Raw genomic sequence first — 16,175 nt, forward strand, 5'->3', positions numbered from 1 at the left:
CGGTGACAAAATGTTCAACCGTGTTCTCAAATCTGGGTGCTCATCTTGCCCTATGGCCGCCGTTTCATTGGCGTCAATTCTGTGACAAATAGTGATCCGAATAAAGGCTTTTTGCCAGTACCAATTATCAGAAATGAGTACTGGTTTGAAAAGTTTTGCTTTTTTCGACTCGTGAGGCTGTCAGTTTATTGCCGCCAAAATCTGTCAAAAATCAGCAATGGCTATAGAAAATCCTTAAAATATGCAGGTTCCCTCATTTGAGCATAGTGGCTATGCGACATGACGCAAGCGGGACGTCCCGGCTGGGAGGTCGCCTGATATTTCTGATAGGACCGTCTGGATCGGGAAAAGATTCCCTTATTGATGCTGCGCGCGTGCATTTACTCGAAAACGGCGTCGAAGTCGCCAGACGCGTCATTACCCGATCGGCCGAGTCCAGGGGGGAGGCTGCCCTTAGCGTCAGCCCCGAGGTGTTCGAGCAGATGTGCGAGGACGGGGAATTTGCCATGCACTGGCAGGCCAACGGCCTGCAGTATGGGATTCCGGTGCAGGTGAATGAATGGCTGTCCAGTGGTCGCCATGTCTTGGTCAATGGGTCTCGTGGTTATTTGCCAGAAGCGCGCCGGCGGTATCCAAACCTGCTGGCCATTCGCCTGGAAGTGGCGCCCCAGGTGCTTCGTGAGCGGCTGTTGACCAGGGGGCGGGAGTCAGTGGAGCAGGTCGAGCAGCGCCTGGCGCGCAGTGCCCTGTTGCAGGCCGGAGATGACCCTGACGTGCATGTGCTGGACAACTCGACTTCCCTGGCCGATACCGTCAAGGCCTTGCTGCGCTTGCTGGTCGAGGAGGGCGTGATCGCGCAGCCGGCTGTCTAGGCATGACCCGCTTGGAGGTACCGTTCCTGCGGGCCTGAGCAGTCTTGCTTTGCTGAAAAGGGCTACGGCTAAAAAGCCGATTCAGGCATGACAAACGGTTGAACGCTGGTTAAGATGCTCGCCGCCTTCGCACACCAGTCTGGCTGCTGCGAAGCATCTTGAATGGAGCTCCCCGTGTGGGAGTCCAGCTATCCGTCCTCGTAGTTTAATGGATAGAACGGGGCCCTCCTAAGGCCTTGATGCAGGTTCGATTCCTGCCGGGGACGCCATCTTTCGGTAATGCTGCATTACCTTTTCGTCCCCCATCACCGATCATCAAGCAATCAGTCCCCCTTGGGATTTTCGATTGACGGAATTCCGTATCCCTGATTTATTGAAACCGTTTTCATAACCCTGCCCATAAGTACAGACAAGAAGGTCATAGGGTGAACAAGAAGCATGCGCCTGCCCGCGGGCGGGTCACCATCAGCGAGGTAGCCCAGGCTGCCGGCGTTTCCAAGGCTACGGTTTCGCGCTACATCGGCGGCGACCGGCAATTGCTCGCCGATGCCACTGCCCAACGTATCGAGGCGGTGATCGAACGGCTCGGTTATCGCCCCAATCGTATGGCCAGCGCGCTCAAGCGAGGCCGTACCGGCCTGATCGGCATGCTGCTGGCCGATATCCGAAACCCTTATTCCGTGGCGGTGATGCATGGCGTCGAGCTGGCTTGCCGCCAGCATGGCTACAGCTTGGTGGTGTGCAACACCGACTGCGATGACGAACAGGAGTGCCTGCACTTGCAGGCGCTGCAGTCGTACAACGTCGATGGTCTGATCGTGAACACCCTTGGCCACCATGCGGGTGAGTTGGCCAGCTTGGGCCGCGAGCTGCCGATGGTGCTGGTGGACCGACAACTGGCTGAGCTGCAGACCGACCTGGTGGGGCTAGACAACACCGACGCCGTCGAACAAGCATTGGAGCACCTGCAGCGGCAAGGTTATCGCGACATCCTGGCGGTCACCGAGCCCCTCGATGGCACCAGTTCGCGTCAGGAGCGGGTGTCTGCGTTCCAGGCGTCCATCGCACGCAGGCCCGGCATGCGCGGTCAAGTCTTGGAAGTGAGCAGTCGCCTGCCGGAGCAGTTGGCAGGATTTTTGGCGGGCGCAGGTTATGGTCCGCAGGCGCTGTTCAGCTGCAACGGTGTGGCTACCCTTGAAGTCATGCGGCATCTGCACCGACGTGCCGAGCATCCGTTCCATAATCTGGGCCTGGTCGCCCTCGATGATCTGGATTGGTACCCGTTGGTCGGGGGCGGCATCACTGCCCTGGCACAACCCACTGAGCGCATCGGCGCGGCCGCGTTCCAGTGCCTGCTGGAGCGTATGCAAGGCAGTCGATTGCCCGCCCGGCGCCTGGACCTTCGTGCTGAACTCATCGTTCGAGGTTCCAGCCGACCCATTGACTGAAAAACAGCGCGGCCTGCGTGTCGCGCTGTTTTTTACCTGGAAATGAAACCGGTTTCATTCGACAAGAACAAGGACTACAACGATGCACGCGAACCCTGTTTCCATCAGCCTGTCGAGCTTCGGCGCCGATACCGTACGCCACCATGGTCAGCTCGCTTACCTGCCTCTGCTGGCTGCGGCCGGTGCGTGTCGCGTGGAGTGGCGCGAGGAGTTGTTCGAGGCATGGCCTGACGCCGCCGAACTTGCCAGTGCCAGTGCGGCGCTGGGCCTGGAAAGCCTGTTCTCCACACCGCTGGAGCTGTGGCGCGAGGATGGCAGTTTGGAGCCGCACGTGGCGGGACGGTTGCAATTGGCCAACGAGGTTGGCGCTGTAGCCTTGAAGGTCTCCCTCGGCCACTATCGCGAGAGTTGCGACCTTCAGGCCTTGCGCCCATTGCTGGGGCAGGGGACAGCCCTCTACGTGGAGAACGACCAGACCGTTCAAGGCGGGCGTCTGCAGCCGTTGCTGAGCTTCTTCCAGCGTGCTGCGAACCTAGGCCTGGCACCGGGCATGACCTTCGATATCGGTAACTGGTACTGGCAGGACGAGTGTCCCCTGCAGGCCGCGCGGGCCTTGGGACCCTGGGTGCGTTACGTGCACTGCAAGGCCGTCGAGCGCCGCACCGATGGCCGCAGGGCGGCGATCCCGCCGCAAGCGAGCGATTTGGCCGATTGGCGTGAGCTGATGGCCTGTTTTGCCCCAGGCGTGCCGCGGGCAATCGAGTACCCCCTGGTGAGTGACGATCTATTGACGTTCACGCGTGAGCAGGTTGTGCAGTTGGCCGCGCTCGAGGCGGAGGTGTGCCATGGCTGACTGGGACGTGCTCTGCTTCGGCGAAACCATGGCCATGTTCGTGGCCGAGCAGTGTGGCGATCTGGCCCAGGTCGAGGGATTCGCCAAGCGCATCGCCGGAGCCGACAGCAATGTGGCCATCGGCCTGGCCCGCCTGGGTCTGAAAGTGAACTGGCTGAGCCGGGTGGGCGCCGACTCTCTCGGCGCCTTCGTGCTCGCCAGCCTGCGCCGTGAGGGGCTGAGCTGTGACGACGTCGAAATCGACCCTGAACATCCGACAGGTTTTCAACTCAAGGCCCGCTGCGACGACGGGCGAGATCCGCAGGTCGAGTATTTTCGTCGTGGCTCTGCGGCCAGTCACCTGTCATCCGCTGTGCTACGGCCAAGCCTGCTCAAAGCGCGACACCTCCATGCCACGGGTATCCCACCAGCCTTGTCGGCATCTTGCCGTGAACTTTCCCACAGTTTGCTGGATGCCATGCGTGCCTGTGGGCGGAGTGTGTCCTTCGACCCGAACCTACGCCCGTCGCTGTGGCCGAACTTGCAGACCATGGTGCAGGAAATCAATGCCCTGGCGATCAAGGCCGACTGGGTGCTACCGGGCCTGGAGGAGGGGCGTCTGCTGACCGGCAGGCAGTCACCCGAGGCCATCGCCGGCTTCTACTTGGAGCGTGGTGTGCAGCAGGTGGCAATCAAGCTTGGGGCACAAGGCGCGTACTACCGCAATACCGCGGGCGCCGAGGGCATGGTAGCGCCGCAGCCGGTGGCCCAGGTGGTGGATACGGTGGGGGCGGGCGATGCCTTTGCCGTCGGCGTGATCAGCGCCTTGCTCGAAGGCCACGACCTGCGTCGCGCCGTGACGCGCGGCAACTGGTGTGGCAGCCGGGCTGTGCAATCGCGCGGAGACATGGAAGGGCTGCCGCAACGCTTTGAGCTGGACCATTTCGAGATGCGCGCGAGCGCATGACGACCGAACCTGCCGGCCTGGCCGGCACCTGTTGCAACAAGAACAAAAAGCTCAGGAGACACACCATGCAGATCGACCGAATTGCTCCACGGCGTTGGTGGTACATCATGCCGATCGTCTTCATCACCTACAGCCTCGCTTACCTCGACCGTGCCAACTACGGTTTCGCGGCGGCCTCAGGCATGGCCGATGACTTGCACATCACCCCGGCCCTGTCCTCGCTGCTGGGGGCGCTGTTCTTTCTCGGTTATTTCTTCTTCCAAGTTCCCGGCGCCATCTATGCCGAAAAGCGCAGCGTGAAGAAACTCATTTTCGTCAGCCTGATCCTTTGGGGTGGGCTGGCGACGCTCACGGGCATGGTCCAGGACGTCTACCTGTTGATCGGCATCCGCTTTTTGTTGGGGGTGGTCGAGGCGGCGGTGATGCCGGCCATGCTGATCTACCTGTGCCACTGGTTCACCCGGGCCGAGCGCTCGCGGGCCAATACCTTCCTGATCCTCGGCAACCCGGTGACCATCCTCTGGATGTCGGTGGTTTCCGGCTACCTGGTCAAGCACTTCGACTGGCGCTGGATGTTCATCATCGAAGGGTTGCCTGCCGTGCTCTGGGCCTTCATCTGGTGGCGCCTGGTGGATGACCGCCCAGAACAGGCCAAGTGGCTGGCCGCGCAAGACAAGGCAGCGCTGCGCGAGGCTCTGGCCGCAGAGCAGCAGGGCATCAAGCCGGTGAAGAACTACCGCGAAGCCTTCCGCTCGCCCAAGGTGATCATCCTGTCGTTGCAATACTTCTGCTGGAGCATTGGGGTCTACGGCTTCGTGCTCTGGCTGCCATCGATTCTCAAGCAGGCTGCCGCGCTGGACATCGTTACCGCTGGCTGGCTGTCGGCGGTCCCCTACCTGGGGGCGGTGCTGGCCATGCTGGGCGTGTCCTGGACCTCGGACCGGATGCAAAAGCGCAAACGCTTCGTCTGGCCGCCATTGCTGATTGCCGCCTTGGCGTTCTATGGCTCCTATGTTCTGGGCACCGAGCACTTCTGGTGGTCCTACACGTTGCTGGTGATTGCCGGTGCCTGCATGTACGCCCCCTATGGCCCGTTCTTCGCCATCGTCCCGGAGCTGCTGCCGAGCAATGTCGCCGGCGGTGCCATGGCCCTGATCAACAGCATGGGGGCCTTGGGCTCGTTTTCCGGCTCGTGGTTGGTGGGCTACCTCAATGGCGCCACGGGTGGCCCAGGTGCCTCCTACCTGTTCATGTGCGGCGCGCTGCTGGTGGCTGTGGCCCTGACCGCCGTTCTCAACCCTTCGCAACAGGTGCAGCGCCCGCGCCTGGCGCCCAGTCAATAGGATCCGACCATGAAGAAACGCATCGTTCTCTACAAACGCCTGTCCGATCAGCTCATGCAGCGTTTGCAGGCCCACACCGAAGTGACGCTGGTCGAGGCGCCCGCGGCCGACGGTCTGGCCCGCCTGCGCGCGGCACTGCCAGGCGCCCACGGCCTGCTGGGTGCGAGCCTGCGCCTGGGCGACGAACTGCTCGACCTGGCGCCGGAACTGGAGGTGGTCTCCAGCGTTTCGGTGGGGGTGGACAACTACGACATCGCTGAGCTGGACCGGCGCGGTGTCTTGCTGACCAACACCCCCGACGTGCTCACCGAGACCACAGCCGACACCGGGTTCGCCCTGCTGCTGGCCTGCGCAAGGCGGGTCGTGGAGCTGGACGGCTGGATCCGCGACGGCCATTGGCGCGCCGGGATAGGCCCTGCGCAGTTTGGTTGCGACGTGCATGGCAAGACCCTCGGTATCGTCGGCATGGGTCGTATCGGTGAGGCCTTGGCGCGCAGGGCCAACGCTGGTTTTGGCATGCAGGTGCTGTATCACACCCGCCAGCCGCGCCCCGAGGTGGAGGCGCGTTACGGGGCACGCCATCGCAGTCTTCAGGCCTTGTTGGCCGAGTCGGATTTCGTCTGCCTGTGCGTGCCCCTGAGCGCGCAAACCGAGAACCTCATCGGTGCCCCTGAGCTGGCCTTGATGAAGCCTTCGGCGATCTTGGTGAACATCTCCCGTGGTCGCGTGCTGGACGAGCCTGCCGTGTTGCAGGCCTTGCGTGAGCGGCGCATTCGCGGTGCCGGGCTGGATGTCTTCGTGCAGGAGCCGTTGCCGGCGAACTCGCCGCTGTTGCAACTGGACAACCTGGTGGTGACCCCGCACATCGGCTCGGCCACCGAAGAGACCCGTGAAGCCATGGCGCGCTGTGCGGTGGATAACCTGCTCGCGGCATTGGCAGGCGAGCGTCCGGCGAACCTGGTCAACCCCCAGGCCTGGGAGCGCCGGGCAGGGTAATCCCGCGTTCCCCCCTCGCAGGCTTGCCTGCGAGGGCGTCGCTACAACCCCGATGTCTATGCTTTACCCAAAACAACAGCCCCGACCAACGGAGCGTATGCCTTGCACGACCTGATTGACCTATTGAAGAAGAGACCTGAGCCATGTCCAACGACGAACCTGCCTTCGCACAACCGGCGCGGCGCGAGTTCTTGCGAAAATCCCTGACGCTCATCCCGGTGGCGACCCTCGCCAGCACCGGCATGGGTAGCGTGGTGCTCGCTGAAACCGCCAAGCCTGCCGATCCCTCACCTGCCGCTGCTCCTGAACAGGGAAGGGCGCGTGCCTATCAGCCGACCTTTTTCACTGCCGAGGAGTGGGCCTTCATCAGCGCCGCCGTGGCCGTGCTGATTCCATCCGACGCACTCGGCCCGGGCGCCGCCGAAGCCGGCGTGCCGGAGTTCATCGACCGTCAGCTCAATACGCGCTATGGCAGCGGCGGCCTGTGGTACATGCAGGGGCCGTTCCGCCCGGATGCCCCGGCCGAACTGGGCTACCAGCTCAAGCTCAGCCCACAGGAGATCTACCGCCTGGGCATCCAGGAGACCGATGCCTGGTGCCAGGCGCAATGGGGCAAACCGTTCGCCGAGCTGGGCCCGGCCCAACAGCAGCAAGCCCTGGAAGCGTTGGACAGCGGCCAGGCAGCACTTGCCTCGGTACCGGCGGTGACCTTCTTCGCCATGCTCTGGCTCAATACCCGCGAAGGCTTTTTCAGTGACCCACTGCACGGTGGCAACCAAGGGCTGGCCGGCTGGAAGCTGATTGGCTTCCCTGGCGCGCGCGCCGATTTCATGGATTGGGTGGAGCGCGATGAGCGTTACCCCTTCCCGCCGGTATCGATCAGTGGCGAGCGAGGTTGAGATGGCCCAAGTGATGAAGAAAGTCGATGCAGTCATCGTCGGGTTCGGCTGGACCGGCGCGATCATGGCCAAGGAGCTGACCGAGGCAGGCTTGCAAGTGGTGGCGCTGGAGCGAGGCCCTGCCCGTGACACCTACCCGGACGGGGTCTATCCGCAGACCATGGACGAGCTGACCTACAACTCGCGCAAGAAGCTGTTCATGGACATCTCTCGCGAAACCGTGACCTTGCGCCACAGCGTGAACGACCTTGCCGTCCCGTACCGCCAGTTCGGCGCTTTCCTGCCTGGCACAGGCACCGGAGGGGCAGGGCTGCACTGGTCAGGCGTGCACTTTCGGGTCGACCCGATGGAACTGCGCATGCGCAGCCATTACGAGGAACGTTATGGCAAGGCTTTCATCCCTGAGGGCATGACCATCCAGGACTTTGGTGTCAGCTACGAAGAGCTCGAGCCGTACTTCGATTTCGCCGAAAAAGTCTTTGGCACCTCCGGCACCGCCTGGACGATCAAGGGCCAGGTGGTGGGCCGCGACAAAGGTGGCAACCCGTTCGCTGCGGACCGCTCCGATGACTTCCCGCTGCCGGCGCAAAAGAACACCGTTTCGGCGCAGCTGTTCGAGAAGGCTGCCCGGGAAGTGGGCTACCACCCCTACAACCTGCCTTCGGCCAATACCTCCGGGCCTTACACCAACCCTTACGGTGCGCAGATGGGGCCGTGCAATTTCTGCGGATTCTGCAGTGGCTACGCCTGCTACATGTATTCCAAGGCATCGCCCAATGTGAACATTCTTCCGGCCCTGCGCCAGGTGTCGAACTTCGAGCTGCGCAACAATGCCCATGTGCTGCGGGTGAACCTCAATGCCGAGAAGAACCTCGCCACCGGCGTGACCTACGTCGATGCCCAGGGCCGTGAAGTGGAGCAACCGGCGGACCTGGTGATCCTCGGTGCGTTCCAGTTCAACAATGTGCGCCTGATGCTGCTCTCGGGCATCGGCAAGCCGTACGATCCGATCAGCAATGAAGGCGTCGTGGGCCGCAACTTCGCCTTCCAGAACCTCTCCACCGTGACGGCGTTCTTCGACAAGAACAGCCACCACACCAACCCGTTCATCGGCGCCGGGGGCAATGGCGTGGCGGTGGACGATTTCAATGCCGACAACTTCGACCACGGCCCCGAAGGGTTCGTGGGCGGCTCGCCGTTCTGGGTCAACCAGGCCGGGACCAAACCCATCTCCGGTACCAAGGTGCCGCCGGGCACGCCCAAATGGGGCAGCGCCTGGAAAGCCGCAGTGGCCGATAGCTACAGCCACATGCTGTCGATGGATGCCCATGGTGCGCATCAGTCCTATCGCGACAACTACCTGGATCTGGACCCGGTGTACAAGGACGCCTACGGCCAGCCGCTGTTGCGCATGACCTTCGACTGGAAGGACAACGACGTGAAGATGAATCGCTTCATGGTCGAGCGCATGCGCAAGATCGCCGAGGCCATGGGGCCCAAGGCGATCACCGCGTCGATGAAGGCGTTCGGTCAGCATTTCGACGCCACGGTGTACCAGACCACTCATTTGAATGGCGGGGCGATCATGGGCACCGATCCGAAGACCAGCGCGATCAATCGGTACCTGCAAAGCTGGGATGTCCACAACGTGTTCGTGCCAGGCGCTTCGGCCTTCCCACAAGGGCTGGGCTACAACCCCACCGGTCTGGTAGCGGCGCTGACGTACTGGTCGGCGCGGGCCATTCGCGAGCAGTACCTGAAAAATCCCGGCCCGCTGGTGCAGGCATAGGAGGCCGACCATGAAACGTATTCTGATCGCCGCCCTGAGCCTGGGCGCCAGCACCCTGTTGCACGCAGCCCAGATGAGCGACCCGGCCTTGATCAAGCAGGGCGAATACCTCGCCCGGGCTGGGGATTGCGTGGCCTGCCACACCGCCAAGGGGGGCAAGCCCTTCGCCGGTGGGCTGCCCATGCAGACGCCCATCGGCACGATCTATTCGACCAACATCACCCCGGATCCGACCGGCATTGGCGACTACAGCCTCGAAGACTTCGAGCGTGCCGTGCGCCAGGGCATCGGGCTGAACGGCAGCACGTTGTATCCGGCCATGCCCTATCCGTCCTATGCGCGGGTCAGCGATGACGACATCAAGGCCTTGTATGCCTATTTCATGCACGGCGTGCAGCCGGTTGAGCAGGCAAACAAAGAGAGCGATATCCCCTGGCCGCTGAGCATGCGCTGGCCGCTGGCGTTCTGGCGTGGTTTGTTCGCACCTGAGGTCAAACCGTTCGACGCAGCAGGACGTGACCCGGTACTGGCCCGTGGCGCCTACCTGGTCGAAGGCCTTGGCCACTGCGGCGCCTGCCATACGCCCCGGGCTTTAACCATGCAGGAAAAAGCCCTGGATGCTGCCGGTGGGGATGCCTACCTCTCCGGCAGCGCGCCGCTGGAAGGCTGGATCGCCAAGAACCTGCGAGGGGATCACAAGGATGGCCTGGGCAGTTGGAGCGAGGCGCAAATCGTCGCCTTCCTCAAGACCGGGCGAAACGAGCGTACCGCGGTATTCGGTGGCATGAGCGATGTGGTCGAGCACAGCATGCAGTACATGACCGAGGCCGACCTCACTGCCATTGCCCGCTACCTGAAGTCCTTGCCGCCGGTGAATCCGGACGACAAGCCATTCCAGGAAGATCGCCAGGTCGCCGAGGCATTGTGGAAAGGGGACGATACCAAGCCCGGCGCGGCTCTCTACGTGGACAACTGCGCTGCCTGTCATCGCACCGATGGCAAGGGCTATGCGAGGGTGTTCCCGGCGTTGGCGGGCAACCCGGTGTTGCAGAGCGCTGATGCCACCTCGTTGATCCACATCGTGCTCGACGGCTATACCCTGCCGGCCACGGCAACTGCGCCATCGACGTTCACCATGCCGGGTTTCGCCTGGCGCATGACGGACCAAGAGGTAGCCGATGTGGTCAACTTCATTCGCAGCAGTTGGGGTAACCAGGCAGCGTCGGTGACGGCCAGCCAGGTGGCTGATTTGCGCACCGCGCCTCGGCCTGCACTGAAGGCGCAGTCGCTGATCGGCGATACCACAGGAGTGAAGGAGCCGTGAGGTGACAGGGGGCTGCGTTGCGGCCCATCCCAGGCGTGGCCAGCTCCCACAAGCGCAGCGCTAGCCTTGTGGGAGGTGGCTGCGCGCTTACAGCTCCACGTCCTGGCGCCCGGCCATCTTCGCCTGGGTCTTGAGCTCTACGTCTTCTTGCATTCGCTGGGCGATCTGCTGGTCGATCTTTTCCTTCTGCTCAGGCGGCAAGGCGTTGTATTCCTCCTCGCTCAGGCCCAGCTCGGCGAGGTACTTCTCCTTGATCTTCTCTTCCGGTGATTTGGCCATGTAGTCGCGGAACGCCTCCAGGGCACCGCTGGTGTCCTGCTCGTTGACGCTGGCCTGCTGGCGCGCGGCGACGTCCGGGTTCTGCAGCATCACCATGAGTTTGGCGAAGGCTTCCTTGCGTGCATCCTCGGCGTTCTGCCCGGAGGTGCTGCTCTGGCCGTTCTGCTGTGGCGTGGCGGTGGCAGGGGCGACGGGCAGGCGCATCGGCAGCACTGCGGCCAACGGCTGCTCGGCGCCGGTGCGGTTGTACTGCTGAACGGCAGTCTGCCAGCCCAGGCCATTAAGGGTGATCATCAGGTTTGCTCCTTGCGAATCAATGACGCCACCGAAGGGGCAAAACCTGTGCCAGCGGCTTAAAAAGGCATGAAAGCGGCCGCATCGGCTATCTGGAACCAATCGAGTTTGGCGCTAAGCTTGCCATTCAGAGGCACAGGTTTGCCGCTCGGCGGCAATCACCATGACCATCAGCAGCCCAGAAAGGCGCAGTTGCTGGACACCAGGAGAGAGCGTCCATGAGTCAGCAGTCCAGGCCGATGCCTGCCGGCTTCAGCGAGCAGCAACTGCATACCTTGTTCGACCTGATCAGCGACGGCATCTGGGATTGGGATGCCAACTCCGGGTACGTGTACCGCAACCCTGGCTGGTACGCCATGCTCGGCTACGAGAGCCACTCGATGGCCAACACCGTGCTGACCTGGGAGAGCGTGATCCACCCCGAGGACTACCCACGGGTGATGGCCCACTTCGAGGCTTACATCAACCAGCGCAACGAGCGCTACCGCATCGAATACCGCTGCCGCTGCCAGGATGGCAGCTATCTGTGGATCGAAGACAGCGGCCACATTATCGCCCGCAACGAAGATGGCTCGGTGGCGCGCATGCTCGGCGCCCACCGCAACATCGACGCGGGCAAGCGCTTGGTGATCGAACTGCAGCAGAGGAACCAGTCGCTGGAAACCCAGGTAGCCGAGCGTACCCGCGAGCTGTCCTGGGTCAATCAGCAACTGCAGCGCCAGCTTGACGAGAATCTCGAGCTCGCCGAGCGCGACGCCCTGACCCGCACCGCCAATCGTTATCGGCTGGAAAAGACCCTACGCCAGGAGTGCGAGCGTGCCCGGCGCTTCCGCCAGCCGTTGTCGCTGATCGTCATGGATGTGGACGATTTCAAGCCGATCAACGACCGCTACGGCCATGCCCGAGGCGATGCAGCGCTGGTCGAGGCGGTGGAGCGCGTCCGGGCGTGTTTGCGCAAGCAGGACCTGCTGGCGCGCTGGGGAGGCGACGAATTTGTCGCCGTCTTGCCCCAGACCCCGGTGGAGCAAGCGGTGGAGCTGGCCACGCAGATCCGCCAGGCGCTGGACGACATGGAGCCGATCGGCGATTGTCGCCTGTCCATGAGTTTTGGCGTGGTGCGCTGGCAGGACGATGAGGACCAGCATGGTCTGTTGGCGCGCGCTGACCAAGCGCTGTACCGGGCCAAGGCTGCGGGCAAGAACACCATCTTCGAGTGAGGGCCACCCCCTGTTCTTGAGCGTCGTGCGCACCTTGTGGGAGCGGGATTACCCGCGAATGCGTCGGTGAGTGCGCTGCCCTAGTCGCGGGTAAACCCGCTTCTACAGACATCGGCGAAATCCGGGGAATGAGGACAAAAAAATGCCCGCCGCGCCTAGGGCACAGCGGGCCAAATCGGCTGTCGCCGCTTCAGTGTCAGATATGCAGTGCGTGGCCCAGGGCTCGCAATGCCGCTTCCTGGACTGTCTCGCCCAGGGTCGGGTGGGCGTGGATGGTGCCGGCGATGTCTTCCAGGCGGGCACCCATTTCCAGGGATTGGGCAAAGGCGGTGGACAGTTCCGAGACCGCCACCCCTACGGCCTGCCAGCCGAGGATCAGGTGGTTGTCACGGCGGGCGACCACCCGCACGAAGCCACTTTTCGATTCCAGGGTCATGGCCCGGCCGTTGGCGGCGAAGGGGAACTGCGCGACGATGCAATCCAGGCCTTGCTGGCTGGCTTGCTCGGGCGTCTTGCCAACCACCACCACTTCCGGGTCGGTGAAGCACACCGCCGCGATGGCGCTAGGCTCGAAGCGCCGTGACTTGCCCGCGATGATTTCCGCGACCATCTCGCCCTGGGCCATGGCCCGGTGGGCCAGCATCGGTTCGCCCGCCACATCGCCGATGGCCCAGACGTTGCGCATGCTGGTCTGGCAGCGCTCGTCGATGGCCACGGCCGCGCCGTTCATCTTCAGGTCCAGGCACTCGAGGTTGAAGCCCTGGGTGCGTGGTCGACGGCCCACAGCGACCAGCACCTGATCGGCCTCCAGGCGCAGTTGGCCGCCTTGGCCGTCGTTGGCGAGCAGGCAACCGTTCTCATAGCCTTCGACGCTGTGGCCCAGGTACAGGGCGATGCCCAGTTTCTTCACCGAGTCGGCCACCGGCTGGGTCAGTTCGCCGTCATAGGTCGGCAGGATGCGCTCGCGCGCTTCCACCACGCTGACTTGGACGCCCAGTTTGCGGTACGCAATGCCGAGCTCCAGGCCAATGTAGCCACCGCCGACCACCACCAGATGACGGGGCAGGGCTTTCGGGGCCAGGGCCTCGGTGGAGGAAATCACCGCGCCGCCCAGCGGCAGCATGGGCAATTCCACGCTGGTGGAGCCGGTTGCCAGCAGCAAGTGCTCGCAATGGATTTTCTGGCCGTCGACCTCGACGCTCTTGCCGTCTAGGATCTTCGCCCAGCCATGGATCACCTTGACCCCGTTCTTCTTGAGCAAGGCGGCAACGCCGGAGGTCAGGCGATCGACGATGCCGTCCTTCCAGGCGATGCTGCGGGTGATGTCCAGGCGCGGCGAAGATACGCTGATGCCCAGCGCCGATTGCTCATCGTGGTGACAGGCCTGGTGGAACTGCTCGGCCACATGGATCAGTGCTTTGGACGGAATGCAGCCGATGTTCAGGCAAGTGCCGCCAAGGGCCTGGCCTTCGACCAGTACCGTAGGGATGCCCAGTTGGCCGGCGCGAATGGCGGCGATGTAACCGCCAGGGCCGCCACCGATGATCAGCAGGGTCGTGTTGAGGATCGGTTGCATGCTTACTCCACGAACAGGCAGGCAGGTTGTTCCAGCAGGCCGCGCACGGCCTGAATGAACAAGGCGGCATCCATGCCATCGACCACCCGGTGGTCGAAGGAGCTGGACAGGTTCATCATCTTGCGCACGACGATCTGGCCATCGACCACGACCGGCCGTTCGACCATGCGGTTGACGCCCACGATGGCCACTTCCGGTGTGTTGACCACCGGCGTGCTGGCAATGCCGCCCAGTGCGCCGAGGCTGGTCAGGGTGATGGTCGAGCCGGAGAGTTCCTCGCGGCTGGCCTTGTTGCTGCGCGCGGCATTGGCCAGGCGAGCGATCTCGCTGGCGTTGCTCCACAGGCTGCCGGCTTCGGCATGGCGCAACACCGGCACCATCAGGCCGTTGTCGCCTTGGGTGGCGATACCCACGTGCACCGCGCCGTGGCGGGTGATGACCTGGGCTTCGTCGTCATAGGTGGCGTTGATCTGCGGGAAGTCGCGCAGGGCCACGACCATGGCGCGCACGATGAACGGCAGCAAGGTCAATTTGCCGCGGTCTTGGCCGTGCTTGGCGTTCAGTTGCTGGCGCAGGGCCTCGAGGGCCGTGACGTCAATTTCTTCGACATAGCTGAAGTGCGCGACGCGACGCTTGGCATCCTGCATGCGCTGGGCGATCTTGCGGCGCAGGCCGATCACTGGAATCTGCTCGCTGTCGGTGCGCTTGCCATAGCCACTTGACGCCTGGCCGGCCGTGCTGTGCGGCTTGCTGATGAAGGCGTCGAGGTCTTCGTGCAGGATGCGCCCGGCCGGGCCGCTGCCGTGCACGTAGCGCAGCTCGATACCGGCATCCAGCGCGCGCTTGCGCACCGCTGGGGAGGCCAGGGGTTTTTCGCCCGCCTGGCGTGGCACGATCGGCGCGGCGACGCTGGCGCTGGACACGGGGCTGGCGGTCGGCTGCGGTTCGAGGCGCGGTGCGGCAGCAACCGGGGCGGGTGCGGCTGGCGCGACGGTTTCGACCGGCTTGGCGTGGGGTTCGTCCACGTGGTTGCCGCTGCCTTCGACTTCGATACGGATCAGCTCGCTGCCGACCGCCATCACCTCACCGGGCTGGCCGCCCAGGGCCAATACCTTGCCGCTGACCGGCGAGGGGATCTCCACGGTGGCTTTGTCGGTCATGACATCGGCTACCACCTGGTCTTCGGCGATCACATCGCCGACCTTGACGAACCACTCCACCAACTCGACTTGTGCGATGCCTTCGCCGATGTCCGGCATCTTGATGACGTGCGTGCCCATTCAGACCTCCATGACCCGTTTCAATGCCGCACCTACCCGCGAAGGTCCTGGGAAGTAGGCCCATTCCTGTGCATGGGGATAGGGGGTGTCCCAACCGGTGACGCGCTCGATCGGCGCTTCGAGGTGATGGAAGCAGTGCTCCTGCACCAGCGACACCAGTTCGGCGCCGAAGCCGCAGGTGCGGGTCGCCTCATGGACCACCACGCAGCGGCCGGTCTTCTTCACCGATTCGACGATGGTTTCCAGGTCCAATGGCCACAGGCTGCGCAGGTCGATGACTTCGGCATCGACGCCGGTCTCTTCGGCGGCCACTTGGGACACATACACCGTGGTGCCATAGGTCAGTACGGTGACATCGTTACCTGGGCGGACGATGGCGGCTTTGTCCAGCGGTACCTGGTAGTAACCATCGGGCACTGCACTTTGCGGATGCTTGGACCACGGCGTTACCGGGCGGTCGTGGTGGCCGTCGAACGGGCCGTTGTACAGGCGCTTGGGCTCGAGGAAGATCACTGGGTCGTCGCACTCGATCGAGGCGATCAGCAGGCCTTTGGCGTCATAGGGGTTCGAGGGCATCACGGTGCGCAGGCCGCACACCTGGGTGAACATCGCCTCGGGGCTCTGGCTGTGGGTCTGGCCGCCATAGATGCCACCGCCGCACGGCATACGCAGGGTCAGTGGAGAGATGAACTGGCCGGCCGAGCGATAGCGCAGGCGGGCCATTTCCGAGACGATCTGGTCGGAGGCGGGGTAGAAGTAGTCGGCGAACTGGATCTCCACCACCGGACGCAGACCATAGGCGCCCATGCCCACGGCAGTGCCGACGATGCCGCTTTCGGAGATCGGTGCGTCGAACACGCGGGACTTGCCGTATTTGTTCTGCAGGCCTTCGGTGCAACGGAACACGCCGCCGAAGTAACCGACGTCCTGGCCGTAGATCACCACGTTGTCGTCGCGCTCGAGCATGATGTCCATGGCCGAGCGCAGGGCCTGGATCATGGTCATGGTGGTGGTGGACATGGCGGATTCCAGATGGATGCTGTTGTTGTGATCGTTCAT

Annotated in this window: 14 protein-coding genes and 1 tRNA gene; 11 read left to right on the top strand and 4 right to left on the bottom strand. The window is 63.3% G+C overall.

Features of this window, described 5'->3' with window-relative positions:
* Positions 1-272 precede the first annotated feature (272 nt).
* The 10 genes from phnN to R6G97_RS13445 all read left to right on the top strand — a co-directional run bounded on the left by phnN (position 273) and on the right by R6G97_RS13445 (position 10,470).
* Positions 273-872, top strand: coding sequence for a phosphonate metabolism protein/1,5-bisphosphokinase (PRPP-forming) PhnN (gene phnN, locus R6G97_RS13400; protein ID WP_043210976.1), 600 nt, complete (start codon positions 273-275; stop codon positions 870-872).
* Positions 873-1,066: 194 nt separating this feature from the next.
* Positions 1,067-1,141, top strand: a tRNA-Arg gene (locus R6G97_RS13405).
* A gap of 156 nt (positions 1,142-1,297) precedes the next feature.
* Positions 1,298-2,320, top strand: a complete 1,023-nt coding sequence (locus R6G97_RS13410) for a LacI family DNA-binding transcriptional regulator (RefSeq protein ID WP_317847086.1) — start codon at positions 1,298-1,300, stop codon at positions 2,318-2,320.
* Between the two features lie 82 nt (positions 2,321-2,402).
* Positions 2,403-3,173: an AP endonuclease gene (locus R6G97_RS13415; protein ID WP_043210974.1), complete on the top strand. Its 771-nt coding sequence runs from the start codon at positions 2,403-2,405 to the stop codon at positions 3,171-3,173.
* Positions 3,166-4,119 (top strand): sugar kinase, encoded by a 954-nt coding sequence (locus R6G97_RS13420; protein WP_090345415.1) that lies wholly within the window; start codon positions 3,166-3,168, stop codon positions 4,117-4,119. Before R6G97_RS13415 ends, R6G97_RS13420 begins: the two co-directional genes overlap by 8 nt.
* Positions 4,120-4,184: 65 nt before the next feature.
* Positions 4,185-5,462: an MFS transporter gene (locus R6G97_RS13425; protein WP_317847087.1), complete on the top strand. Its 1,278-nt coding sequence runs from the start codon at positions 4,185-4,187 to the stop codon at positions 5,460-5,462.
* Positions 5,463-5,471: 9 nt separating this feature from the next.
* Complete coding sequence (locus tag R6G97_RS13430) at positions 5,472-6,458, top strand: 2-hydroxyacid dehydrogenase (protein ID WP_043210968.1); 987 nt, start codon at positions 5,472-5,474, stop codon at positions 6,456-6,458.
* A gap of 143 nt (positions 6,459-6,601) precedes the next feature.
* Positions 6,602-7,357: a gluconate 2-dehydrogenase subunit 3 family protein gene (locus R6G97_RS13435; protein WP_043210965.1), complete on the top strand. Its 756-nt coding sequence runs from the start codon at positions 6,602-6,604 to the stop codon at positions 7,355-7,357.
* A 1-nt stretch (position 7,358) separates the two neighbouring features.
* Positions 7,359-9,146, top strand: coding sequence for a GMC family oxidoreductase (locus tag R6G97_RS13440; protein WP_043210963.1), 1,788 nt, complete (start codon positions 7,359-7,361; stop codon positions 9,144-9,146).
* Positions 9,147-9,156: 10 nt separating this feature from the next.
* Positions 9,157-10,470, top strand: coding sequence for a cytochrome c (locus R6G97_RS13445; protein WP_090345418.1), 1,314 nt, complete (start codon positions 9,157-9,159; stop codon positions 10,468-10,470).
* Between the two features lie 87 nt (positions 10,471-10,557).
* Here R6G97_RS13445 and R6G97_RS13450 read toward each other — a convergent pair whose 3' ends face one another.
* Positions 10,558-11,043: a hypothetical protein gene (locus R6G97_RS13450; protein WP_232092049.1), complete on the bottom strand. Its 486-nt coding sequence runs from the start codon at positions 11,041-11,043 to the stop codon at positions 10,558-10,560.
* A 218-nt stretch (positions 11,044-11,261) separates the two neighbouring features.
* On the opposite strand from R6G97_RS13450, the gene R6G97_RS13455 reads away from it, so the two are divergent.
* Positions 11,262-12,260: a diguanylate cyclase gene (locus R6G97_RS13455; RefSeq protein WP_043210958.1), complete on the top strand. Its 999-nt coding sequence runs from the start codon at positions 11,262-11,264 to the stop codon at positions 12,258-12,260.
* Between the two features lie 196 nt (positions 12,261-12,456).
* On the opposite strand, the gene lpdA is transcribed toward R6G97_RS13455, so the two are convergent.
* The 3 genes from lpdA to R6G97_RS13470 are packed head-to-tail and all read right to left on the bottom strand — an operon-like array spanning position 12,457 to position 16,175.
* Positions 12,457-13,836, bottom strand: a complete 1,380-nt coding sequence (gene lpdA / locus R6G97_RS13460; protein WP_253131543.1) for a dihydrolipoyl dehydrogenase — start codon at positions 13,834-13,836, stop codon at positions 12,457-12,459.
* A gap of 2 nt (positions 13,837-13,838) precedes the next feature.
* Positions 13,839-15,116, bottom strand: a complete 1,278-nt coding sequence (locus tag R6G97_RS13465; protein WP_289717034.1) for a dihydrolipoamide acetyltransferase family protein — start codon at positions 15,114-15,116, stop codon at positions 13,839-13,841.
* Positions 15,117-16,175, bottom strand: coding sequence for an alpha-ketoacid dehydrogenase subunit beta (locus R6G97_RS13470; RefSeq protein ID WP_043210951.1), 1,059 nt, complete (start codon positions 16,173-16,175; stop codon positions 15,117-15,119).

Source organism: Pseudomonas sp. HTZ2, assembly GCF_033173945.1.
Taxonomy (GTDB): domain Bacteria; phylum Pseudomonadota; class Gammaproteobacteria; order Pseudomonadales; family Pseudomonadaceae; genus Aquipseudomonas; species Aquipseudomonas guariconensis.